The organism is Peribacillus aracenensis (assembly GCF_025175645.1).
GTDB lineage: Bacteria > Bacillota > Bacilli > Bacillales > DSM-1321 > Peribacillus > Peribacillus aracenensis.
On record NZ_JANZMJ010000004.1, the window covers coordinates 163,206 to 187,522 of the forward strand.

Genomic DNA, 24,317 nt, shown 5'->3' on the forward strand with positions numbered 1-24,317 from the left:
ATGCCTAAACGGCAAAATTAATGGCTGCACTCTAATTTCTCAAACTGTCCCCGACTTTCGTTGATATCTTTTTAAGGAATAGCACCCTTGGGTAATTAATATTTTCAAATAGAATGTGCAAGATAAAATAAGGAAGGAATTGAAAGTGTTTGTCTTGCGAAGATCATTGGATGCTGAACTTTATAGTATATCCTAAATAATATTTGCAAATACATGGAAGGAGTCTATAATATTAACTAACAAACTTGATTGGAGTGACTAGTTATGCTTTCAAACATTGGTTTTCCCGGTTTGATTTTAATCCTTCTTTTAGCTTTAATTGTTTTTGGACCGAACAAGCTGCCTCAAATTGGTCGGGCAGTGGGTACCTCACTAAGGGAGTTTAAGGATGCAACCAAAGGAATAACAGAAGAAATACAAGAGGAATTCAAGGAAGATGTACAAACTGCAAAAAAAGAATCGATCAAATGAAAAAGACGCCTGCACGCAGCAGGCGTCTTTGATGCGTTTGTGGCGCAGAACCGTCAGGCCACATCCCGACGTTTAGCTAAAAGCATGTTCTACGACTTACACAAATTAGCTCATCGCTTTATTAATATAACATTAAACTTATTTTATATCAAGTGATTTATTGAGCAGCCTGTTACCGGCACCCTGGAATTGTTTTATTTCCTTCATGTTTCTTATTCTATAAACCGCTTTAGGGCTTTTTATAATATTCTATCGAGTTGTTTATTAAAATATGAATGGCCCCGACAAGGTGTTCCATCCAACAAAATCGTTACACTTCATTACAAGTTCATCGTTAATTGAGTCAATTGATCCGAGGAAACGGCCACCTGATTGAACGCTTCATTAATATTATCGAATATACCATTCAGCTCTGTCATTTCCTTTGTGATCTTAATATTCTGCTCTTTAACAGAAAGCATGGAGTTTGCTATTTCAGTAAAAAATATGCCAGTTTCTTTTCCTTGTTTCGTGCCTTTAGTAATTTCACCGCTAACCATGGTAATTGACGTGTTCATGACATCGGTAAAATGAGCAATTCCATTAACCAGTTTCACTACTTCCGAAACTGATTCCTTGGTATTTTCTGAAAGCTTCCTAACCTCACCAGCCACAACCGCAAATCCTTTACCATTTTCACCTGCTCTTGCCGCTTCAATCGCTGCGTTCAACGCCAACAAATTCGTTTGCTCTGCAATTGAAGTGATGATCGTGACAATTCGTTCAATTTCCTTTGACGTATTGGATAGCTGTTCCATATCTTTGGAGATGATCGTCATTTGCTCTTGGGTTTTTACCAATCTTCTCTCTAATCCTTGTAACCGTTCGACTCCCTCATTTGATTTTCCCTCTGCATGTATGGCAATCTCTGACCCTTTTTGAGTGAAATCATGAATTTCGCCTACCTTATTTGCCATTAATTGAGTGGCTGAACTAGTCTCTTGGCTGATTGCTGCCAATTCCTCTGCATTATGATTGACCTGTAGTTTAATCGTTTCTTTTTCTGCTAAGTTTTTTTGGCGAATCTTTTCATTTTCAAGTTCATATGCCTCTAAAACTATTTGCTGCTCTAAATTAAAAATTTTAGTGACAGCCAGAATGTTTTCTTGATATTGCTCAATATTATTTATATCGGAAATCACATGAATGATTAATGATTGCAATAAATCCTGAAATGCACTCATATACCATTTTGGCTGCAGTCCAATTTGCACATGTACTTGTGCGATAATATAACGCTGTTTAACATACGCATCATCAATGGTACCGCTAAACATTTCGAACATATGGCGATGCAGTGTTTTTTTCAATCTCTCAACAGAACTATTGTCCGAAATGATTTTCATTAAAGAGGGTTCATTTTCTAGATTTTTATAAAAATTCCCTACTATTTGGGTCAAGTGTTCTTTCACTTTTTCCTGTAAAGAACGAATTATGCACAAATCCCCGATCGTCAAATGAATCATGTCCACTTGATTCAATACACTCGGATATTCGCTGATATTGATACCGACTTGTGCTTTATATTGCATATAGTCTATCGAATCTATCTTTTGTCTACTTCTCCATATACTTTTCATGATTGAATTATCCTCCAATTTTTTCTATCCATATATACTATTTCGACATAAAGTCTGTTAATCTTAATTCACTTTGATAAATTTTCCTCATTCACACAAGACTTATGAACTATTTATGTCCAAACAAAAAAAACACTCCAAGGAGTGCCTCAGAGAAGATTATGAAATAATTCAATCAATATTATTCTGACCATTCGTGCACCAATCGTTTGACGGAATCAAAGTACATCACTATACTTATTAAGTCTTAAAAAAAGTATGGGAATTATGCTTACTAATTGAAGAAGGTGACATACATGGATTTTACAATTACCTATCTATCTTTTTATCTAATCCAAGTTGAAGGAAAAGGCGATCAGGCTGATAAGCGTTTTAAACATTTCCAAACACTTGATACCCAAGAATACGAGGAAAGTCCTTTAAAGGATTTTTTGGATGGGGAATTGATGAAGATTTCCAAGCGAAAAGTGGACCGTCATCCAAAAACTGAACAAATACCGACGAAAATCGGTTCTTTTATTGTCGAAGAAGGACATGCACTTGATTCCAACCCTAATTACAATGTATTTAACCGTGTTCGCTATGCCAAAACGAAAGAGGAATTCCAAGAGGAAAATGAACAATTCACGCGGTCCTATATTGATACAAGTGCCGTCCGTGGCGGTGTCTTCATAATTGCTTCGGCTAAATTATCGAAATATCTTGATGAACCATTCGTATTCTTATTAAAATGTGATTTCGAGCCTAAAGTTGCTTCCATTTCGGATGAACGGACCTTGATTAGGCACGTTGAGATGGCAATCACCACTAAAAATATGAAATCCATTCAATACCCCTACATGCCCGAAGAAGGTATGGTCGAAGAAGGCGAACTGAAAATCCACCAGGCCTCACATGCCCGCTACTTCGAGGACTTCTTGAAATTCGTCGAATATGGCGAGTCGATGCCGGAGATCATGAAAAACCAGGTTATCCATATGGTCCATGAACATGTATCCGCCCAATTCGAAGATAACAGTGACGAACTGCAGAAATTTGAGCAAGACCTGGAAATCTGGGAAACGAGTGAAAAGCGGGAAATCCAGGAACGTCTTGAAACCCATCAGGTCGTCGAAGCCACAGCCCAGATTGTCGAGCATACACCTGAAGCCGAATTATGCATGAAGCTAGGCAGTACATCCATCAAAGGACTACTGGCCGATTTCGGCGACAGCATCCATTTAGGGAAGATTAATGGGAAGTATGTATTGATGATAGAATCCAATACGATCGAGTTCGATAAAGGCGTTTCACCGATTGAATTTCATAGGCCGGATGATTTGCAAATTCTAATTGAAAAAATCATAAATAAAAGTTGATCATAGTGACCCATAAATCATTCAACCATTGCTTAACATCAAGGGTTTCAGTCGAATTTGTGACCAATATTCATACAAAAATTCAAACTCTCAAACCGCCATTATTTTCTCTAAATTTGACCACAACTGCTAACTAACAATTAGTAGTTTTTTCTTGTGTTAAAATAGTGAAGTTATTTCTTCAGCGCAACATGATATGTTAGTTTAGAGAGACTAAAAATCCATCTTAGACTCTCTAAAAAATTCTTACCTCATGTTACACTTTGTTAAAGTTATATAGAATATTTCTAAAGGAGTTGGTTGATTGTTTGTTTAGTTATGCACCGTTAATGTCAATACTGCACAAGAGAAAAATGAGTAAGATTGATTTACAAAAACAACTTAAAATTTCTTCTTCTACCCTTACCAAGATTGGAAAAGATGAAAATGTATTTATGAAGGTACTTGATGATATTTGTGACCTTTTACAAATGTGAAATCGAAGAAATAATTACCCACGTAAAAAAAGAAAACCACCAATCTTAAATGTCTGGTGGTTTTAAGCTATAATTAATTCCATTCAAACCTAATAGTGATCTATTGGAGAACCAAGGTTATCCAAGTCTTGTGAAATATTTAAAATGATTAAATACCTCCACTCGTTTTTAAGTTTTCCTAAATCCACAACCTGATGAACCTCTACTTCATCATTTTCATACTCTTTACTAGTCCCGCAAATCTCAGATAAACTTTCTACTAACTCTGTATTATCCCAATTCCTTACGTCTAACTGTACGAACTTTTGGCTTTTTTTTATTTTCATTTTCTTCACTCCTAGTTTTTAAAGGATAAGGGATATTGAGTACTCCTAGTTGATTTAGTTTTGTTAATTACAACCCTATGGTTTTTTGTTGATGTATCCTTAGTGCTTACATTAGAATCATAGCTCTTAGCATAGTGACCTGAACTTGACCAGATTTGTCCTAGTTGTCCACTTATTATCAGTTGGCCGTTGTATCTTCTCTTAATTTTTTCACAACAACATCTTTTCCATATTGAGTAGCCGTAGCTGATGATTTTTTCTTAGAATCATATTTATGCTTATTGTAAGTATGATCATTAATAAAGCTCGCTTTGTTTGAGCCCTCATTTAATTTATATGGTACAGCATTTTTTTTGGTTTTTGGATTCTTTGGCTTCTTTTTTTAAAGAATGTCCATGGATCAAAAGACTTCAGGTGATAAATTTAAAGGTGTTCGTACAGAAAAGTAGGGCATTATTTTATCTAATTCTCACAAATTAAAAAAGCACTTTCCCTATATTGGTTAAGTGCTTTTTTTGAATTTATTTATCCTTATCTTCATCTTTATCTTGCTCATCACTATCAGTTTTCTTATTTAATTTATCATCAACTGAATCTGTATCAGAAATTGCACTTTCACCAAACCAAATCCCAATTCTTTCTTTTGCATTTAGCTTAACTTCCTCATCGATAAACATTGAAACAGTAATCAATGCCCCAAATAACCCTGAAAAATCATCAGTATATCCACCTGGGACTAGGTCAGGAATTAAATCAATAGGAAGTATGAAATATCCCAATGCACCAACAATTACTGTTTTTGCCCAAACAGGAGTAGTTGGCTTTTGAAGTGTGTAAAACAATAGCAAAGCTACATAAACAACTTTAACCCCTGCTTTTTTGCCGAATTTTTTAATCTTCTTCCAAAATGAATCTTCAGAAAAATCATCTGAGTATTTAGTTGTATCTATTATAATCTCCCCCTATTCACCATCGATATTTTACCATATTAACAGGAAATATACCCTAATTTCATCCAACCTTCTGCAATACATCAAATCTTTACATAATTAATATATTTCTTGAACTTATATATTTTATAATTAAATTACAATTTAATAATTCATCATCATATGGAGGGTACAATCATGGAAATAAATGAAAGGCAATCATTTGAGTCTTTTTTATCTCCTCGTCAACTTACTGAGCTAAAAATCTTATCCACTAAAACAAACATAGCTTTCCATGAATTATTAACAATGCCATCAATAGTCTCACTTCTAGAGAAACTGGAGAATACTACCGGACTGAATGATGAGCTTAATAATAAAGAAATGATATTAAGAAATAAAGTTTTCATTAATAAGAATAAAGAAGTATTAAATAAGACTCAAAAAGCACTCGACCATTTAGGTTAAGTGCTTTTCTATTCATGAGGTTATTAAACCAATAATATTAAAAAACACCCGATTACTCGGATGCCCTTATGTTAATTCTTCCTAGCCATAAATAAAACTCAATAATATCAAGGTATGCAGCCTTCTCTCCCCTACATGCCCGAAGAAAGAATGGCCGAAGAAGGCGAACTGAAAATCCACCAGGCCTCACATGCCCGCTACTTTGAGGACTTCTTGAAATTCGCCGAATATGGCGAATCGATGCCAGAAATCATGAAAAACCAGGTCATCCACATGGTCCATGAACAGGTATCCGCACAATTCGAAGATAACAGTGACGAACTGCACAAATTCGAACAGGACCTGGAAATCTGGGAAACGAGTGAAAAGCGGGAAATCCAGGAACGTCTTGAAACCCATCAGGTCGTCGAAGCCATAGCCCAGATTGTCGAGCATACACCTGAAGCCGAACTCGAACTACGCATGGAGCTCAGTACGTCGGTTAAAGGCTTGCTTGCTTTATTTCGGCGACAGCATCCATTTAGGTAAGATTAACGGGAAGTATGTATTAATGATAGAAGCTGATACGATACATTTCGATAAAGGTGTATCACCGATTGAATTTCATAGGCCGGATGATTTGCAAGTACTAATTGAAAAAGTGAGGTAAGTTTATATAGGCAGTCACAAAGACCGCCATGATTGGGATATAACATATGTATTATGTGACTCTAAAGTAACGTTCCGAGTCACAAATCAACAAATTTTCGTGATGCGGATAAAAATAAATAAACAGCTAAAGGATCCTCTTGACGATAATGAACAAGAGGATCCTTTAGCTAATTTAAAACAATAATTCGTCAAGTAAGAGCGTGTATAGGCCAAGGGGTTTTATCATGGATGGAATGGCCTTTAATATATCGTAAGCTTCAACCTCTAAACCTTAATACCGGTGTTTGCCTCTTCTTATAATTACATTCTCTTCTGGATTGTGGCAGCAGAAACGCTGCAGAATACTTACATTACCGTTACAAGCGAGAAAGATCCCTGGCTACCTATGCTGTATGATCGCAAGTCGCTTTCTCTATAAACAGGAATTTTACCCTCTTCTATTTGGCATCCGGGAACATTCTTTGTGCCATATCACCAAACTCATTAAATAGTCCGCTAATCGGCTTTCCATTTTGAATATCGTTGACATATCCCTTCATACTTTTAACAAAGTCTGGATTTGCAGAGACATAAACGTTGTCTACACCTTGATCATGTTTTTTTACTTGATCAACAATTTTCTTTTCTAAGTCATTTGTCAGGTTCTTGTCATTTGTCAGATTGACGGCGACATATGCGTTATTATCTGTAACAATGACAGAGGCACCCTTTACATCATTCATGTCCTCTAGCCGATTTGCTACTTCATCAGCCACGCGCATTTTATTATCATTGTCATCATTGTTTAATTGCCTTGCATTGTGATCGTTGTCACCGTTTCTGTCATTTACATTCAGGGTATTGTCAAAGGCATCATTTTGATTGCTTCGAGTATTCATTCCAACATTTTTTCCATCATTATTATTATCATTTGTTCCGCAGCCAGTAAGGAATAGAGCAATCAAGGCGCTTGTTAAAAATGTGTACTTCATGTTAGTCACTCCTTTAAATTAGATACCCTATTACTATCTGCTGTATTTCCGGGAATATTCATAAAAAAGCACTTTAAGTTAAACTATACCCAGATAACGGATACACATTTTATCTTATGCTCTTCAATTAATCGATCGATCATGTTCATCTATGTATTTGTTATAAGCCATATAAACAATTTCGGTGGTGAACTATAATTACTGAGAGCGAGTGAGTTTAATGGCGTTAGAATAACCAAAATGGTTTTAGACAGTCGTTCTTTCTCAGTTATCACAATTTATGATAAACTAAATTTATCAGAATTTTCCCAACAAAGAACGTTCATTGTTCCGTTAAATAGCCAGTTTAATTGAACAAGGGATTGGCATGACACCTTAATTAGTTAACTATCTACAACATGCCGCAAATGAATTTTGAGCAAACGGATTAAATTGGGGGGAATGGAAAATGGATGTAAAGACACTTTTGTTACAACAATGGGCAAGCTGCTTAGATGAAGAAGACTGGTTTCCACCACTTGAAAAAGTGCTAGAAGACATCACTTTTGAACAGGCAATTTGGAAACCAGCTGATGGGGCAATGAATTCCATTTGGGAATTAGTTTGTCATTTACTTTTCTTTGAAAAGAGATATCTGATGCGATTTCTTGGTGAAACAGAGAATGAACCACAGGCAGAAAATAATGACTCTACATTTCGATTACCAACTGAAACGTTAGAAAATTGGAAGGAAACAAAACAAGAATACTTTTATGTTCATCGTGAACTTGGAAAAATACTCGCAAAATCAGAACATGAAGATTTGTATAGACAGATTCCAGGAGATAATCCATTAGTGCTTGAACTGAAGAGTTTAGCCATGCATGACGCATATCATATTGGGCAAATTGTACTCCTTAGTAAAATGCAAGGAGCTTGGCCAGAGAAACGCAGCTTTTAAAAAAGCTTCATTAGCTTTACAGTTATTCCATTAATGGAATAAGAACGGGAACGTCCAAATCGGACGTTCCCATATTACATACCTAAAAAACGACAATACTGCTTAACAAAGCCAAAGTTTGCTCAAGTTGACATAAACAAAAGCCAACATTTTGATGCTGGTAATTATTTTAATGAATATCTCTCTTTTTGAACCGTCCACCACGTACTTCCGCAATATTTGCAATTGCTAAGAAAGATGAAGGGTCAATCTCTTCAACAATTGTAGTTAACTTAGACTCTTCAAGTCTGGTAATTATACAGAAAATTACCTTCTTTTCTTCTCCAGAATAGGCACCTTCACCATGTAAGTATGTCACACCACGTCCTAGGCGATTATTGATTGCATCACCAATCTCTCTTGCTTCATCGCTAATTATCCACACTGACTTTGTTTCTTCCATTCCAGTAATAACAATGTCAATGGCTTTAGCAGCAATTACATAAGCTAAGATTGAATACATAGCTCTATCCCATGTGTAAACGAATCCAGCAGAACCCAGTATAAATAGATTGATGAACATAACAATTTCGCCAACAGAAAAAGGCACTTTTTTACTTATTACAATGGAAAGTATTTCTGTACCGTCAAGCGCACCACCGTTACGAATTACAATTCCTACACCTACACCTAAGAAAATGCCGCCAAAAATTGTAGCAAGAAGGATATCCTCAGTGAAGGGTGGAATTGGATGAAAATATGTTGCAAAAATGGAAAGCATTACAATCCCATATATAGTAGATATAGCAAAAGTTTTTCCAAACTGTTTATATCCCAGATATACAAATGGTAGATTCAATAGGAAAAGAAAGATTCCTAGTTTTATACCTGTAAGATGAGAAAGCATAATGGAAATACCTGTAATTCCACCATCGATTACATGATTGGGAATTAAAAAGATTTCCAATCCAGTGGCCATTAACAACGCACCAATTGTAATAAGAATGGTCCGTTGGATAATTACCAAACGGGATAACTTTCTATGCTGCTTTTTTCGTGCTAAAACTTCCTTCAGAAAAATCACACCTTTTATTATTCATTTATTACTATTATACCCTAATATCAAATTAGGAAAAATAACTTTGAATAATAGAAGTCCTGACCTGCGCTCAGTTTGTTCCAATCGTTTTAATACAGATCAATTTCTTCGATGTCAATGTCGTTATCTTTTTGTTCAATGTTTAAGGCATTACTTAAGAATCTTTTACATCTCCACCTGAGATGAAAATCCCCCCGCAAAGTTATTGTCCTATAATTGTAAACACGACCATTTCTTGAAGAACTGGATAAACTGATGTGACTTCTTCCATTAACATTTTCGAATGTATTATCAATAAGTACGTTATTATGCATCTCTACTCCACCTAACCCAGAAATAAGAAATCCAGTACGACTAACCCTTTCAGCTCTATTTCCACTAACGTAATAATCCTTTGTATATCCTTTACGAAGAAATTATGCAACATCACCGTCATTTATATACACTACTTCTGTGGTTGTGTCATTTGTGGAATTATCTTTAATTGTAACGTTTTTACCTGCTTCTGGAACTCCATTGTCATTTGTACCTTTACCATCAGGATTAGAGACGTATTCCCTAATCACAGTTATCAAGGGTATTATTCTTGATCCAAGTATTTTCAAATTTGTAAGGTCGAATTCCTGCAAAAGTACAACCTTCAAATGCATGATCTTTAATACGAACGTTTCTAATGAATCTTTCTGGTGTATGTCCATGATTACCAACACCACAAGGATATGCCGAGTTGTTTTCAATTGCTTCAAAATATTTATCATAATTCGCTTCATTTTGTGCGGATTGTAATGTATTTTATTCAGATTCTGATGCTTTATTTCTGTTCCAGCATCATAAACAATCTTATTCAGAGTAAAGCTGAAGCCATCGGATTTACTATTGATTAGCGCCATTATGCGGAATGGATATAAAATCTAAAATCATTTAAAATTAATCCGTGTTTTATATTGACTAAACGTTCATTCAATAATAAAATAATACTGAAAATTCAGTTAAAAATGGAGGGGTTGCATTGGATTTACATTTTGAGATTACTGGCAGTGGTCATCCTGTTGTTCTTATTCATGGCGGTGGTGCTGATTTGAGGCAATGGACATTTTTGGCTTCTCTTTTATCTAAGGATTACAAAGTTATTGCTTTTGATGGACGTGGTGCTGGTAAATCACCATCCCCTATAAAACATGCAAACTATGTTGACGATGTTTTGGCATTAATGGATTACCTAGAACTTAATCAGGCAACGCTTATAGGTCATTCCATGGGCGGACAGATTGCAACTGATTTCGCCCTTAATCACCCTGAAAGAGTATCGAAACTTGTATTAATTGCTCCTTCTTTAACTGGTTTTCCCTATTCAAAGGAGTTTGTACAATATCATGACAAAATATTGGAAAGTGCCCCCAATATAGATAAGATGTTGGATCTTGCCCTTCTTTCTCCAACATATCAAGTTGTTATCGATAGTCCGTACAAAGATCTCGCTGTTCAAATGCTCAGGCATCATTTCGGGCGCATGCTTAAGTGGCCCGCTGATTTCTGCATGATATGGCCTCAGCCTCCAGCAATGGGACGATTAGAAGAATTGAAACCCGAAACTTTATTTTTTATCGGCAAAAAGGACTTGGCAGACAATTTTCGGGTTGCCGATTGTTTCCGCAAGGTTCCAAACATCCGTTTCATCGAGCTGGAGGATGCCGATCATATGCTGCCCCTCACCCATTCTGAAGTTTTATATCAAGAATTCACTGCTTTTATGGAGGATTGAAGTTAAAATGCCACGTACACCCGAAGAGAATGACCGCATTCGCCAAGCATCCAAAGAAAAAATCCGTGCTGCAGCCATGGAGTTATTTATGAAACAAGGATATTACGCTACTTCTATAAGCGATATTGCCAAGAAGGCCGGGATTTCTAAAGGGTTACTGTATAACTATTACAAAGGAAAAGAAGAACTTCTTTCTGAAATGGTCGTGGCCAGAATCAAGGAAGTGGTTGAAGTCATGGAAGAAGCGTTCACCTTAAATACTCCTCGTGAACAGCTTGAACATATTATCAATGGTGCCATTGATAATATCCACAAAAACCCGGAAGTCCACCGGTTCTATCTACACCTGCAAACTCAGCCAGAGGCTGATGAAGATTTGATAAAATACAGTCATCTCATAATTGAAGAAAATGCTAGACAATTTGAGTTTCAATGTAAGATATTTGAAAGTATGGGGGAAAAGGAACCAAGGAAACGATCGTTATATTTTTCATCTGTGCTACAAGGGATTATGTTGATGATTTCCACCTACCAACATGGGTTTCCGGTAGAAGAAATAAAGAACCAGATTATACGGGAGTTTTGTAACTAGTCTACCGTTTGATAGGCCATATCTTGAATAAAGATTAAATGAGGAACTTCAGCAATCTGGAGGTAAAATGGTCTTAAAGAGATAGAAGTGAACACAAAAAGGTAGACACTTTATTTAATTAGGCAACCTTAGGGCATGACATATCCTGCTAGAACGAAAAAAAGGGGCTGACCGCAAAATGATGTTTCAGTCATTTTGGGCAGCCTTCTTAAAATTATTTTCTGAAAATTCTCCGGTCACTTGGTTGCTTACCAACTTCTGCTTCCTTTCTAACATCTGTAAGCTTGTAGAGGACACCCTCGACTTCTATGGATAAATATTCATACTCCACCACGATAATCGATGTAAAAATAACCTCCTTCGCCCTTCATAACACTTCCTCTTTACCATTATGTACACACTTTGCTGATATTCATTTTTAATCAGTTCTTCCTTTAAACCATCGACCAACATTTTGCATTAACAAAGGCTAATAATATAATTTATATAGTTTGATTCTCGTAAACGCTTTCTTTTTGATTGGTTGCGGAATTTTCTTCCTTCCCAAATGGATCGTACATTTTTTCCCGAATAAACAGTGCAGGTATTAACGCTGATACCACATACGCAATAGCAAGTGTAGCCAATCCGAACCCAATTGAATAGGATTCCGCCATGATACCAATGAGAAATGGAGCCATAGCTGATCCGACTCGACCAACATTATATGATCCCCCTACAGCTGTACCACGAATATGTGCAGGAAAACTCTCAGCCATGTAAGTAGCATTAACCGCATAAGGTATACCATAGAGAAAACCTAGTAAAGTAAGTAACAGAATAATATTAGACGGTGAATTATAAAGATAAACGATTGGTAAGACAATAGCAGTGGAGAAACCACCAAATACAAACAGCGTTTTACGACCGTATCGATCTGCCAGCCAACCTGCAATGATTTTACCTAAGATCGCCGCTGTATATGTCCCTACAATATACCCTGTCATTTTTTTAAAATCAAAACCTAAATCAGAAACAATATACGTCGGCAGCCAGGTACCAATGCCATAATAAGCAAATTGTAAGAAGGTCGCAGTAAGACCCCAAAATATAAAAATCTTTCTTGTTTTTGAATCTTTGAAAATCGCAGCCCACTCATTTTTCTTATTACCCCTACCCATTTGTTTTTGAGCTTGAGCCCTTTCTTTCCACCCTTGAGGTTCAGGAATTTTGAATCTGATATAAATTGCCAATAGAACAGGTACAACAGCGATAAAATAAAGAGGCCTCCATCCGTATTCAGGCAAGATTGCACCAGCCAATAAAGCCGCAACTAAATATCCTAATGAATAAGCTGCTTGTAGTGTACCTAAGATCGTCGTCCTTTTTTTTGTAGGTACATATTCAGCCATGAGCATCGTAACGATAGTATATTCGGCCCCAATCCCGATAGCAGAAATGAAACGAATAACGATAAATTGTTCATACGTTTGGGCAAATCCAAGTAAACACGTTCCAATGGAGAATAGAACCATCATCCAGGTTGCCATTCTTACCCGGCCAAACCGGTCAGATAACCAACCGCCGCCGATTCCGCCAACGGCCATACCCACTAAGGACCATGTAGCGATGAGACCTGCATCTACTTTACCAATATTAAACTCTTCCATTAGACTAGGCATCGTGATAGATAGCATGATTAAATCCATGCCATCTACCATAAGACCTAAAAAGCATGCGACGAATACCACAAGCCAAGTCCGATCTGACGTACCATTATTCATACTAACCCCCCTTGATTTTGGATTATCTACTTGTAACAACGGTAAACATCTATTCGATGTAAGCGTCATCAATTTGAAGTTGAAAAGTCATCGGATGATAGGAATCTAATGAAGACTTTATTCATCACTGCTTCGTTTTCCCAAACTAATATTGTTCAATTAACATGGTATTAGCTTCGATCGTATTATTGAATTATTAGAGGATTTCTTTAAAGCTAACTACAGAAATCTTACTCCAGCTACCATTAACGAGATATCTAGATGACTTAGTCATTTCAAATAACCTTATCTTCCATAAACGATTTAATTTCTTCTTTATCGTACCCTAATTCCATCAGTACTTCTTCAGTATGCTCCCCATGTAAAGGGGGATGCCTCTCGATCGTGACTGGTGTATCAGAGAGTTTTAATGGTGATCCCAAAAGTTTAACAATTCCAACTGAGGGATGTTCAACTTCCTGAATCATTTGCCTTTCAAGTACTTGTTCATCTATAAAAACTCTTTCTAAAGTATTGATGGGGCCGCATGGAATATTGTTTTCTTGGAAAATTCCAAGCCATTCATCTGCTGTTTTTGTTAATATCACTTCTTGTAATATAGGAATTAACTCTTCCCTATATATGATTCTTGCATTAGCTGTTGCAAAACGCTCATCCTGGGGTAATTCCTCTGCATTTATTAATGAACAAAAACGCTGGAATTGTCTGTCGTTGCCTACTGCAATTATGATCTCTTTATCTTTTGTTTGGAAATTCTGATAGGGAACTAGTGTCGGGTGCTGATTTCCATATCGTTTAGGCAGATTTCCTGTGTTTAAAAAACCTGTTCCTATATTCAGCAATGAAGCAACCATCGAGTCCATAAGGGAGATGTCACAATGCTGACCACGACCGGAATGATTCCTAGCCTCCAAAGCGGCTAATACGCTAATGGTTGCATATAGTCCCGCATATAAATCGGCCATCGCAATCCCTGCTTTTACAGGTGCACCATCGGATGCGCCATTCACACTCATAAACCCACTCATTGCCTGAGCAAGAAAGTCATATCCAGGTAATTGTTTATACGGTCCTGTATGACCAAACCCTGTAATGGAGCAGTGAATGATTTTAGGGTTTAACGCTTTCAAGTTTTCATATCCCAATCCTAACCGCTCCATCGTTCCTGTCTTAAAATTTTCTACGACAACATCAGATTCCTGGATGAGCTTTTTTATGATTTGAATTCCTTCTTTTGTCTTTAAATTCACCGTTATGGCACGTTTATTTCGATTAACTGCCATATAATACAAACTAATATTTTCAATGTCCGGAGGAAACCATGTTCTTGTTTCATCCACGATATCCGGCCCTTCCACTTTAATAATATCTGCACCCAGATCTCCTAAAATACTTGTACAGACAGGCCCAGCCACCACTCGGCTTAGATCAAGAACTTTTATCCGGCTTAATGCTCCATTCATTGTTCTCACCTCCCCTTTGACGTTTAGAGTTTCACGGCCTGTTGGACGTTTTCCAACAAACCTTCAACCGCCCCTTTTGATACTTGGTCAAAGTCAACAATAGCATCAAACCATTTTAATAGTGATGAATCAAAGTAATTAAGTTCATCCAAGCCACTTGAAAGCAAATAACGATGGATATACTGTAAAGCCATGTATAATTTTCGATAGTTTTCTTGGGCTGTAATTTGTACTTCCGCTTCATTTAGCAGAAGACTGGCAGTGAATATATGATACATCCGGTTCATTAATTGTTTAGCAGGCAATTCCCTTTCTGGTCCATTCAGACTCATTATCCTCTTTGATTGCGATTCAACTTTTTTTGATATTTGCAGAAGGATCTTCCCAATCTGTTTAGTCAAAGAATTCGTAATCCCATCCAATCGATTGTAAAGGTCCTTAAAAAAGATTTTTCCTGCTTCATCTTTCACTAACGCTCTTACAACGTCTAAAGCAACAATATTCGTGGTGCCTTCCCAAATGGAACCCACATGAGCATCACGTACAAGTTTCGAATCTATCCAATCCTCGATATATCCATTTCCGCCCCTGGCCTCCATCCCTTCCGAGGTAGAATTTCTTGCACGTTTACAAATGAATCCTTTTAGCAATGGCGTCAAAATTCGTAATAGCTTTTCATCTTCCTGGTTCCCTTGATCGGAATTATCATAAACGGAAGCTGTGTAGAATGTGATGGACGCAGCTGCTTCGCAATCTAGCAATAGTTCAAAAAGAGTTTCTTTCATAAGGGGTTTTTCATACAATGAGCTGCCAAATGCGACACGCCCTTGAGCTGAAACGAGCGCTTCTAAAAAGCTTCTTCGCATCATCGCGCTAGAACGTACGGCGTTCGATAACCGTGAAGAATTCACCATTGACATCATTTGTTTAAAACCCTTTGTAATATCCCCTACGACATACGCAACGGCCCCTTCAAAAGTCACCTCACCAGAAGCCATATCGCGGGTCCCGAATTTATCTTTTAGGCGATTAACTTTGTAATTATTAAGAGATCCATCTGGCAGTTTCCTTGGCATTAAAAACATTCCAAGACCTTTAGTACCCTCCGGGGCGTCTTCAGGACGAGCCAAAACTAATGCTACATCTGCAGAAACATTGGAACAAAACCATTTATCACCCCAAATCTCCCAATGATCATCAACTTTTTTTGCTGTTACCGTATTTGCGCCAACGTCAGACCCGCCTTGTTTTTCGGTCATAAATTGGGCACCTGTCCATAATGTTTTCATATCAGTACTCGTCATACGAGACAAATAGGTTTCTTTTAAACCTTGATCACCAAATTTATTTAAGACCCTAGCGGCAGAGTCAGTCATGCTCATCGGGCAAGCTAAACCAAACTCGGATTGGACAAACAAATACCAAAATCCGTACTTTAACACGTGCGGTAGTTTAGTAGGAAATCCCAGCACAGGTTTATGAGACATAGCAACCAGTGCGAACTTTCCATATCCTAAAGATTCCATCTCTTTATAGGACGGATGATAGGCAACTTCGTCTACTCGTTCCCCTTTTGCATCATAATTTATTAACTCGGGAGTATGCTTATCCGCCATCCGGGATAATTCATCAAGCCTTGTTCCGGCTATTTCCCCCAACTCCTTTAAGTGAGGAAGGGCCCGATTATAATTTTCTAAAGAAAGATAATGCTTAAGTATAAAAGACAAATTTTGATCCTCTTCAAAAAAGTTTAATCCCTTTGTGTCGGGCATCGAACCAGAATAGGCTTTTCTTGAATTAGAGTTTATTAATTTCACGGACATATTAATCCCCCTTGTTTTCATTTTTAATAATAAAGAATTTTTCCGTTATCCCTCCTTATACTTTTTTATACGGTTTACCGAATCAGGATCGTACAAGTTATTCATTTTTCAGGTTACTATTTCACTTCCTTTCAACATTGCAATAAATTATTATTCATAATAAAGGAATACCAATTCCTATATTATGAATATAAAGTTAGTTTTCAGAAAAGTCAATTTATTTATCAAGACCTCACCTTGCAGAAAAATTGACTTTTTCTTCTCCAAAATTTATATAAATATAATTTTTTTCAAAAATGGGATGATCCAAAAAGTTCACTTTTGGTGAACTTTCTGAATCACCCCTTTCAATTCATAATAATGATAACGGAAACTATTCTAGCTACTGATTGGCCCTTTTTTCACTATGATATAATATTTTTAATAATTAAATTAATTTGAAATTTTATTTGGAGGATTTATTTATGAATACTAAGATTTCTTCTACGGTGCAGCGTGCAATCAAAATCATCAATTATTTAAATGAAACAACCGGTCCACAAGGAATTAAAAATATTAGCGAAAACCTTAACATTTCCCCCCCTATCACTCATCGTCTGCTTACTACTTTAAAAATGGACGGTTTGGTATTCCAAGATGCAGATTCTAAAAAATATTCACTTGGTACGGTGTTTATTGATTATGCAAATAAAATAATCACCGATGTACCTTTTGTCTCAATAATCGATCCACAACTAATTAAATTAAGAGACGAGACACAGGAAACGGTAGGGTTTTATATGTTAACAAATATGGTTAGGATGTGTGTAATTGAACATGTCAGTAATCAGGAAATAAGCAGAAGAGCAGGGGTTGGCAATAGGATTCCGCTACAACTTGGCTCAAGCGGACGGGTAATATTGGCATTTCTAAACGAAGGCTTACAGGCACAAGTATTAAACCACCTTCCAGAGGAAGAAAGAAAAATGCTACAACAGCAATTAGAAATTATAGTAAATACCCGTTACTCAATTAATGAGGAAGAAATCACGAAGAATGTAGCTGCATTATCAGCACCAGTATTCGGTGCTAAAGGAAAAGTCATTGGAGCTATTTCCATTTCCGGGCCTGTCTTTCGCTGGAATAAGGAATCGATGGAACAACATATCTCTTTATTGTTAAAAACTGCTGAAAGTATTTCAAAATCCTTATATTAAATTGATCTGGGTCGGATGATCCCATTATTAAAAAATCTCTTCAGAAACCTATCTGAAGAGATTTTTTAGTTTATTCGTGATGGCCGGTTTGAACTAAAACTACTATCACTGCTTAAAGATATCTTCTGAATATATGAAGAAGTTACCCTTTACCTTCTTTACATGTTCATCTATTATTTTACTAACAATATTCCGTCGGCAATCGGGCGTTCACCTGTTGCGTCAGATGGTCTTGTGACTCGGTCAGCCCCAACTGTCATGGTCGTCGATCCGCCGCCGTCAAGATTGATGGCATCTACGGCTCCTAATGACTTCATGACTTTTGCACTTTCTTCAAAATTTGCCCCCACACTCCATCCCGGTGAGCGCCCATCTATAGTGACAAATAATAGATTTCCATTCTCTTTTATTCCTGCAAGCGTTCTCGGATTACGACGTTCCCCAAAACGATAATAAAACCCAGGATCTTCTTCCCAGTGAAAACCTTCCTCTACGGCATTAATGGAAATTTCTCCGTTTTCCAATAATCGAGGACCTCCGTTAATCATGCTAGTGGTTTGGTCTAATTTTAATGGCTTTCCATCCCCGATGATTTCACTTTTCACCTGAATCTTCATTCCTTGTTGGGCATGGTCACGAAGCCATTCTGCCGCTTCCCCCGTTCCTGCAAGAACAGAACCGCTGCTTGGAATCATTCCCCCACGATGGTTACGGATTTCTGCCACTTCCCCGGCATGATTCACTACCACTTCCACACCATCGCCCGATTCCGTCTTTTCTCCAAATACGGATGTATATTGGATAAGCTCACTTTCATCCATACAAGTATAATCATGTTTCGGGCGTTCTGTTGTCGTATCTCCTCCAACACCGCCACAATTGCGGATCAATCCCGGCTTACGATTTAATCCATCCACTTCCCTAACCGCACCATCGGATGAAGTAGCCTGAATGGACGTGGAAACAGATGCAATGTTGGCCTTCTCTTCAACAGAAGATAAAATCAGAGCTGAACGGCCATTTATCGCTTCACTGACAAGTTGACCTTTGCTAGCGAATATACCGGCAAGATCGCCTGGTGTTCCATCCTTGGCTCCAACAACAAAGTATCCAGCATTAATTCCTGCAATGGCATCATTTCTATCAGCCATTTGGCTCAATGTTTCTTTTCCTATCACTGCGTCATTTGCTAATTCAGGCACCACATGCCCTTGAAATCGATCCTGATCCACTTCAAGTACGTTCACTACCCAAGGTCCTGTTGTTTTCTCACCGTCTTCACCCGTATACACAGTCCGTAGACCCGAATATCCCTTATCCGATAACTTGTTTCTCATTTCGGCTGCATCCGCTTCCTGCTGATACTGGCCGATGCGAACAATGTATCCAAGTGGACCTTTTTCCCGGTCATCCAAGGCCCGATCCGGTTCCCTTATAATGCGGGCATTTTTGAAACCGTCTCTCTTTAAACCTCCCAACAATATCTTTGCCTGCTTCTGTGTTTCTACAAATGCCACATCCACTGTGAAATAGTCTTTAGAAGATGTTTCACCACGATTGATTTTGGTATACGTCAATCCAGGCGCTGGATTCATGGAAGTTCTTCGCTCATGCAAATAAGACGTTCCCAGCGGAAGCACATGACTTTTCATTTTCACCTGTGATTGAACATTCAATTCTGCTTGAACTGGAGTTTCAGGAATCGCATTTACAATCATCAATGACGCTAGACTAATAGAGGCGATAGGCAAAATTGGCTTTTTCCATATTCTTTTCATATTTTTCCTCCAATAAAGTTATGTCCTCCTTTAACTTTATTGTCCAAATGTGATGGAAAATTAAAAAGACCATTATATTTCAGTCAATTTTAAGTGAACAAAAATGAGTATAAATGCTCGAAAAATATTACAATTCATATTTGTGAAAGGACAACTTTTGGATATTTTCTCTTTGCACTAGTAAATCAACCTTTACTTTTAACAAAGCCTTAACCTTGCCTTGCTACCTAATCAGTGGATAGTATAAGTTAACGCGTGGGATTATCACTTTGGAGGTGAAAATTATGGAGACAGTAAAAAAGAACTTATTATTAATACCAACCATTTTGTCGGTTATCAATATTATCTGCCTTGCTTCATTCCTTATTGGACTTAGTATCATGAACTATCCAATATCAAGGATTTTAACAGATCTTGGTTTGCTATGCCCAATTATCGCAACCTTATCATTCTTTTATTTAGTGATTAAAGTCAAGGGTATAAAGCATCCCACATTGAAGTACTTCCATATCGTAAATGCGGTCACATTTCTTGTCCCAGTATGTATTCTTACCTTTCTTATACTACGTTTCTTGAACGATTGGAATATTCACTTTTAAAAAAACTGCTATTATAAAACCATTTTTTATTCAAACAAAAAAAGCCCTCATTTTTAGGGCTTTTTTTCTAAGCCAATTGCATTTAAGATTTAAGCATTATCGTTTTATTTTCATATATTATCCCAATAGTTTTGCAAAGGTATTTTCACCTGCAATACCGTCTGCAGGTATTCCCTTGGCCCTTTGAAATGCCTTAACCGCTATTTCCGTTCCGCTTCCAAAGATACCATCTATGCCATGTGGATTTTGCCCTTCCAAATAAAGTGCAGCTTGAAGAATATAGGTGATATTCCCTTTCGCCCCTTCCCTAACATTAGGTGATGCCGCTTTTGTTTGGGGTCCCCATATTCCATCAACATTAATCTTTGCACCATATTGTTTATTCAATTCGGTTTGGAAACCCTTTATCAAAGCTTTTTTAGTATTAGGACCATAATAACCATCCACATCTATCTTTGCATTATACCGGCTATTTAATGTCCTTTGGATGGACTTGATAGTCTGATTGCCGCTGTCCTTTGCAGGCGTATCTTTAACAATGACATCCGATTCGACTTGTGTTGCTGGTGGAGTGGTTCCATTCACTTTTGATATCAGTTTAGGCTTTGTTCCCGCCTTTAACTGGGAATAAGTTAGTCCGTCCGTCATATCCAAGTGCGGATAATCTTTAAAGTTTGACCAATCCCCGCCCCATGCAAAGCCCAAGGATTTACCAATTTCCGCTACCCGTTTCCATTTTGCATCAATTGTCCAAATGGCATTCTTTCCATCATCGCTGACAATGAAATAATCAATGGCTAGTCCATAGTTATGGTAAGATTGACCTGGCATCGCATTGGTCACTCTCGGTTTCGATAAATCACTATAGTTTTTTCCATCGTAGATATAACCCAGGCGTCCTTGACCATATAGCTTTGCTTGCTCTTCCATAGACCGATAACCTGCGCTGATTTGGACAAAAATGCCCTCTTCGTATGCCCGTTTAACCATTTCCAATGCTGATTCTTTTACGACTGGATGAATTCCGCTGCCCATATTCTTTTCCGAACGATTCAATAAAGTTTCTAATTTAACTGGCAATTTTATCACCTCCTAATATGTTATGGAACTTATTAGGAAATGCTTGTACACCCCCCTTGACGTTACAAAAAAAACGCCCTTTTAAGTGGACCTATTATGGATTCATCATCCATACAATTCTTGTAAAATAACAAAAGCACAACCCTTAATGGGACTGTGCTTTTATTTTATAAAGGCTAATTTCGATTTTCTTTTTCTTTGTCAATAGCTTTTATCAATTCATCCAGCTTTTCATTTCTTTCTTGATCTAATCTTGTCTTTGCATTGATGAATTTTATTACCTTAATTATGAAATAAACACTTAAAACAATAAGTCCCAGATAAAACAAAATCGGTATGATTGCAAAAAGCCCTATTAAACTGCTGACGTGGTCCATGAATAATCCCTCCTGAATGTAAAATATAGTATTATTATACAGGAAAAACAGGCTAAGAAGACCCCGTTCAAAATTTAGGACGGGATTAAAATATAGTCGTATAATTTTCGATATAATATCCTTCACTGTACTTAAAAAATATAACATTAAAGTCGTTTAAAAATCTAAGCTTTATTCAATGATAGCACCTTCGATTAACTAAAATATAGACGAAGTAATTTTCAAGTTCTAAATCATTTAATAATACATCAATCCTACGACTGCTGAATCATCCTCAGGTGGAATATTAATATCGAATATCCAGAAATTATTAATCAGCATCTCATAGCCTAAGTGATCGTGCTCAATATGTAACTGGGGATTTCACCAATCCACCACTATGGTAAATATAATTCTTGAATGAATAACGGAAACAGATAATCAATAATATTAAATGGTAAATTAATATTATTGATTTTTTTAGTTAAAAACATAAATTTAATTATTTATATTTTTAATTCCTTGTTATATAATCGAATCACACAAAAGAAAGGAATTTCATTATGGCTTATAAAGTAATTACAAATTGTCCTGTTTGCAGTGAAACATTGAAAATTACAAAATTACAGTGCTCTCATTGTCACACCACGATTGAAAATGAGTTTGAATTATCTAAGCTGGCATCTTTATCAAAGGATCAGCTTCATTTTGTGGAAGTATTTTTAACATGCAGAGGGAATATCAAGGAAGTTGAAAAGGAACTGGGGATTTCATATCCAACGGTTCGAGGTAAGCTAACAGACATCATTTCATCCCTTGGATATGTGCAGAAGAAGAAAAATGAAGTAGACGAGAAAAAAGTTGTCACCATGTTAGAGAGTGGAGAAATCACACCAGAAGAAGCTATTAAACTCTTAAAAGAGGAATAAGGAGGCATTTATCATGAAAGATGAAATTACAAGAGTGTTAACAATGGTTCAAGAAGGGAAGATTGATGCGAATAAGGGATCAGAACTGATTCAAGTATTAAAAGAGAAAGAAGAAACAGGTAATAAGCTTTTTGAAAAACCGACTAAATATTTAGATAAAACATTAAAAATTCGTGTTGTATCAGCCGAAAATGATAACGTCACGGTCAATTTGCCTATAAAACTCGTCAAGGTCGTATTAATGGCTGGACACAGCATCGCAGCTAGTATTCCGCAATCGGAAAAATACGTTAAAGATATAAACATAAACCTTATTATTGAAGCAATCGAAAACGAATTAGATGGCCAGATAGTTGATATTAAATCGGCAAACGGTGATACCGTTTCGGTCATCATTGATTAGTGATTTGCTTATGATGCATGTAAAAGTGAAAGCAAAAGACGTTCGGTTATCCATCCCAATTCCATATGCTTTTTTAAACATTGTTATTTCAATTTTGTCTTCAAAATTTTTCCAGCAAAATGCAAACAAATGGACAAAAGAGCACTTCGAAAGGAAAAAACTGGACTTTACCTTTCCGCTAATAGACAAAAAAACGCTAAAGCCTATCGTCAAGGAACTAAAAAATTATAAAGGGATCGTGCTAGTAGATGTCAAAGCTAAGGACGGTACTGAGGTTAAGGTTAGACTATAATTTAATATTGAATACACCTTGATTAATTATCCTTCAATTAAAGAGGATTTGTGAATAAATGCACTAAAACAAACGTGTGTTTTAGTGGAAAAAGGATATTTAATCAAACTTATAAAAATCTTATACTTAGGTAAAAAGTGTTACTCCATTTTTGAATCATTCCTTTTTCAAAATGGGGTTTTTACATTTGCTATTAAATAAGCTTAAGACTTATTTTTAATCGATCTTTATTTTAAGGCTACAAAATTGTCCTTAATAAATTTACTAATCGTACCTGCATATCCAAATAAAAAAGGCAGCCACAAGGACTGCCTCTGTTGAACAACTTTTATCATTCACTTAATGTTTACGGCGCTTGTCCTTTTTGCATTTACATTTACATTTACAATGTTTCCCAGGGAACCATACTGTACGGGGATCATTGTCCACAAAACATTTTTCCTCAAAACAACAATTTATCTCCATCCTAACACCCTCCTTACTATTGTATATGCATGTATTGGTGGAAGGTGTGGACAAGTTGCTTAAAGTTTAGAAATGAATGCAAATTAATTCATTTTCCATGATTCTGCACAATTTTCAATATGTATGAGGTGATTTTCGAATTTTATATATATATATAAAATTTTCATCGTATTTGGCCATGCTTCCTTGTTTGCTTCATCGTTGATTCCTAAATTCTTTTGTTCCAGCAAGAAAATCATATCACCAAATAAATAAATTATACTTTGGCAGCCATGTTGGGTTTCTCCGGGGATGTATGCTTCAATTTTCATATTTCCAACTTAACGGTGTTGCCATTGAGTCCAGTGAAGGGTCAGGAATAGAATAGTTGAACTCTTTTGCCGATTTTTGCATTCCCTTTCTATTTACATAATTATATTATGAGATATTAAAAGAAATGTCATATATATTTGAACTCAAATTTGGAAGTATAACTATAGTACAGAAAGGAATAAATATCTTTCATAACTAAACATTTCGATACAGGCGC

At 36.6% G+C, this 24,317-nt stretch carries 25 protein-coding genes and 1 pseudogene; 13 read left to right on the plus strand and 13 right to left on the minus strand.

Translation table 11 applies throughout. The annotated features are described in order from the left end of the window. Positions 1–264: 264 nt before the first annotated feature. Positions 265–471 (plus strand): twin-arginine translocase TatA/TatE family subunit, encoded by a 207-nt coding sequence (gene tatA / locus N0M92_RS06480; RefSeq protein WP_260284976.1) that lies wholly within the window; start codon positions 265–267, stop codon positions 469–471. Positions 472–791: 320 nt separating this feature from the next. On the opposite strand, the gene N0M92_RS29315 is transcribed toward tatA, so the two are convergent. After that, positions 792–2,090 carry a globin-coupled sensor protein gene (locus tag N0M92_RS29315; RefSeq protein WP_311202520.1) on the minus strand — a complete coding sequence of 433 codons (1,299 nt, stop codon included), beginning with the start codon at positions 2,088–2,090 and terminating at the stop codon, positions 792–794. Positions 2,091–2,386: 296 nt separating this feature from the next. Between N0M92_RS29315 and N0M92_RS06495 the strand changes: the two genes are divergently transcribed. Together N0M92_RS06495 and N0M92_RS06500 are read left to right on the plus strand one after the other, a co-directional pair. Further along, positions 2,387–3,448 carry a DUF3900 domain-containing protein gene (locus tag N0M92_RS06495; protein ID WP_260284977.1) on the plus strand — a complete coding sequence of 354 codons (1,062 nt, stop codon included), beginning with the start codon at positions 2,387–2,389 and terminating at the stop codon, positions 3,446–3,448. Between the two features lie 329 nt (positions 3,449–3,777). Further along, a complete protein-coding gene (locus N0M92_RS06500) occupies positions 3,778–3,924 on the plus strand; it encodes a helix-turn-helix domain-containing protein (RefSeq protein WP_397443817.1) in 147 nt (48 codons plus the stop codon). Between the two features lie 89 nt (positions 3,925–4,013). Here N0M92_RS06500 and N0M92_RS06505 read toward each other — a convergent pair whose 3' ends face one another. Both N0M92_RS06505 and N0M92_RS06510 read right to left on the minus strand, forming a co-directional pair. Then, positions 4,014–4,250: a hypothetical protein gene (locus tag N0M92_RS06505; RefSeq protein WP_260284978.1), complete on the minus strand. Its 237-nt coding sequence runs from the start codon at positions 4,248–4,250 to the stop codon at positions 4,014–4,016. A gap of 521 nt (positions 4,251–4,771) precedes the next feature. Next, a complete protein-coding gene (locus N0M92_RS06510) occupies positions 4,772–5,206 on the minus strand; it encodes a YkvA family protein (RefSeq protein WP_260285068.1) in 435 nt (144 codons plus the stop codon). A 171-nt stretch (positions 5,207–5,377) separates the two neighbouring features. On the opposite strand from N0M92_RS06510, the gene N0M92_RS06515 reads away from it, so the two are divergent. Continuing rightward, a complete protein-coding gene (locus N0M92_RS06515) occupies positions 5,378–5,647 on the plus strand; it encodes a hypothetical protein (RefSeq protein WP_260284979.1) in 270 nt (89 codons plus the stop codon). A 129-nt stretch (positions 5,648–5,776) separates the two neighbouring features. Beyond that, positions 5,777–6,296 (plus strand): annotated as a pseudogene (locus N0M92_RS06520) (DUF3898 domain-containing protein); the annotation flags it as partial. A 439-nt stretch (positions 6,297–6,735) separates the two neighbouring features. Here the strand turns inward: N0M92_RS06520 and N0M92_RS06525 are convergent. Next, complete coding sequence (locus tag N0M92_RS06525; protein WP_260284980.1) at positions 6,736–7,269, minus strand: YhcN/YlaJ family sporulation lipoprotein; 534 nt, start codon at positions 7,267–7,269, stop codon at positions 6,736–6,738. 448 nt (positions 7,270–7,717) lie between these two features. Here N0M92_RS06525 and N0M92_RS06530 point away from each other — a divergent pair, with 448 nt between their 5' ends. Continuing rightward, positions 7,718–8,209 carry a DinB family protein gene (locus N0M92_RS06530; RefSeq protein WP_260284981.1) on the plus strand — a complete coding sequence of 164 codons (492 nt, stop codon included), beginning with the start codon at positions 7,718–7,720 and terminating at the stop codon, positions 8,207–8,209. A gap of 169 nt (positions 8,210–8,378) precedes the next feature. On the opposite strand, the gene N0M92_RS06535 is transcribed toward N0M92_RS06530, so the two are convergent. Together N0M92_RS06535 and N0M92_RS06540 are read right to left on the minus strand one after the other, a co-directional pair. Beyond that, positions 8,379–9,263, minus strand: coding sequence for a YitT family protein (locus N0M92_RS06535; RefSeq protein ID WP_260285069.1), 885 nt, complete (start codon positions 9,261–9,263; stop codon positions 8,379–8,381). A gap of 440 nt (positions 9,264–9,703) precedes the next feature. Further along, positions 9,704–9,985, minus strand: coding sequence for a hypothetical protein (locus N0M92_RS06540; RefSeq protein ID WP_260284982.1), 282 nt, complete (start codon positions 9,983–9,985; stop codon positions 9,704–9,706). 311 nt (positions 9,986–10,296) lie between these two features. Between N0M92_RS06540 and N0M92_RS06545 the strand changes: the two genes are divergently transcribed. Both N0M92_RS06545 and N0M92_RS06550 read left to right on the plus strand, forming a co-directional pair. After that, positions 10,297–11,049, plus strand: a complete 753-nt coding sequence (locus tag N0M92_RS06545; RefSeq protein ID WP_260284983.1) for an alpha/beta fold hydrolase — start codon at positions 10,297–10,299, stop codon at positions 11,047–11,049. A gap of 7 nt (positions 11,050–11,056) precedes the next feature. After that, positions 11,057–11,641 carry a TetR/AcrR family transcriptional regulator gene (locus N0M92_RS06550; protein WP_260284984.1) on the plus strand — a complete coding sequence of 195 codons (585 nt, stop codon included), beginning with the start codon at positions 11,057–11,059 and terminating at the stop codon, positions 11,639–11,641. A gap of 482 nt (positions 11,642–12,123) precedes the next feature. Here N0M92_RS06550 and N0M92_RS06555 read toward each other — a convergent pair whose 3' ends face one another. The 3 genes from N0M92_RS06555 to N0M92_RS06565 form a co-directional block, all read right to left on the minus strand. Beyond that, on the minus strand, positions 12,124–13,404 hold the full coding sequence (locus tag N0M92_RS06555; RefSeq protein WP_260284985.1) for an MFS transporter: 1,281 nt from the start codon (positions 13,402–13,404) through the stop codon (positions 12,124–12,126). A 275-nt stretch (positions 13,405–13,679) separates the two neighbouring features. Continuing rightward, positions 13,680–14,867 (minus strand): CaiB/BaiF CoA transferase family protein, encoded by a 1,188-nt coding sequence (locus N0M92_RS06560; RefSeq protein ID WP_260284986.1) that lies wholly within the window; start codon positions 14,865–14,867, stop codon positions 13,680–13,682. A gap of 23 nt (positions 14,868–14,890) precedes the next feature. Further along, on the minus strand, positions 14,891–16,690 hold the full coding sequence (locus tag N0M92_RS06565) for an acyl-CoA dehydrogenase family protein (RefSeq protein ID WP_260284987.1): 1,800 nt from the start codon (positions 16,688–16,690) through the stop codon (positions 14,891–14,893). A gap of 464 nt (positions 16,691–17,154) precedes the next feature. On the opposite strand from N0M92_RS06565, the gene N0M92_RS06570 reads away from it, so the two are divergent. Continuing rightward, the gene (locus N0M92_RS06570; RefSeq protein ID WP_260284988.1) at positions 17,155–17,886 is read left to right on the plus strand and encodes an IclR family transcriptional regulator; all 732 of its coding nucleotides are present in this window, start codon (positions 17,155–17,157) and stop codon (positions 17,884–17,886) included. A gap of 173 nt (positions 17,887–18,059) precedes the next feature. Here N0M92_RS06570 and N0M92_RS06575 read toward each other — a convergent pair whose 3' ends face one another. Further along, positions 18,060–19,664, minus strand: coding sequence for a phosphodiester glycosidase family protein (locus N0M92_RS06575; protein ID WP_260284989.1), 1,605 nt, complete (start codon positions 19,662–19,664; stop codon positions 18,060–18,062). A 284-nt stretch (positions 19,665–19,948) separates the two neighbouring features. On the opposite strand from N0M92_RS06575, the gene N0M92_RS06580 reads away from it, so the two are divergent. After that, entirely contained in the window at positions 19,949–20,263 is a 315-nt protein-coding gene (locus tag N0M92_RS06580; RefSeq protein WP_260284990.1) for a hypothetical protein, read from the plus strand. Positions 20,264–20,380: 117 nt separating this feature from the next. Here the strand turns inward: N0M92_RS06580 and N0M92_RS06585 are convergent, their stop codons facing one another. Continuing rightward, positions 20,381–21,343, minus strand: coding sequence for a peptidoglycan-binding protein (locus tag N0M92_RS06585; protein ID WP_260284991.1), 963 nt, complete (start codon positions 21,341–21,343; stop codon positions 20,381–20,383). A 176-nt stretch (positions 21,344–21,519) separates the two neighbouring features. Then, positions 21,520–21,720, minus strand: coding sequence for a hypothetical protein (locus N0M92_RS06590; RefSeq protein ID WP_260284992.1), 201 nt, complete (start codon positions 21,718–21,720; stop codon positions 21,520–21,522). A 542-nt stretch (positions 21,721–22,262) separates the two neighbouring features. Here N0M92_RS06590 and N0M92_RS06595 point away from each other — a divergent pair. The 3 genes from N0M92_RS06595 to N0M92_RS06605 are packed head-to-tail and all read left to right on the plus strand — an operon-like array spanning position 22,263 to position 23,323. Further along, positions 22,263–22,628, plus strand: coding sequence for a DUF2089 domain-containing protein (locus N0M92_RS06595; RefSeq protein WP_260284993.1), 366 nt, complete (start codon positions 22,263–22,265; stop codon positions 22,626–22,628). 13 nt (positions 22,629–22,641) lie between these two features. Beyond that, positions 22,642–23,031 (plus strand): SHOCT-like domain-containing protein, encoded by a 390-nt coding sequence (locus tag N0M92_RS06600; RefSeq protein ID WP_260284994.1) that lies wholly within the window; start codon positions 22,642–22,644, stop codon positions 23,029–23,031. A 10-nt stretch (positions 23,032–23,041) separates the two neighbouring features. Then, the gene (locus N0M92_RS06605) at positions 23,042–23,323 is read left to right on the plus strand and encodes a hypothetical protein (RefSeq protein ID WP_260284995.1); all 282 of its coding nucleotides are present in this window, start codon (positions 23,042–23,044) and stop codon (positions 23,321–23,323) included. A gap of 548 nt (positions 23,324–23,871) precedes the next feature. On the opposite strand, the gene N0M92_RS06610 is transcribed toward N0M92_RS06605, so the two are convergent. Next, complete coding sequence (locus N0M92_RS06610) at positions 23,872–24,099, minus strand: hypothetical protein (protein ID WP_260284996.1); 228 nt, start codon at positions 24,097–24,099, stop codon at positions 23,872–23,874. Positions 24,100–24,317 lie beyond the last annotated feature (218 nt).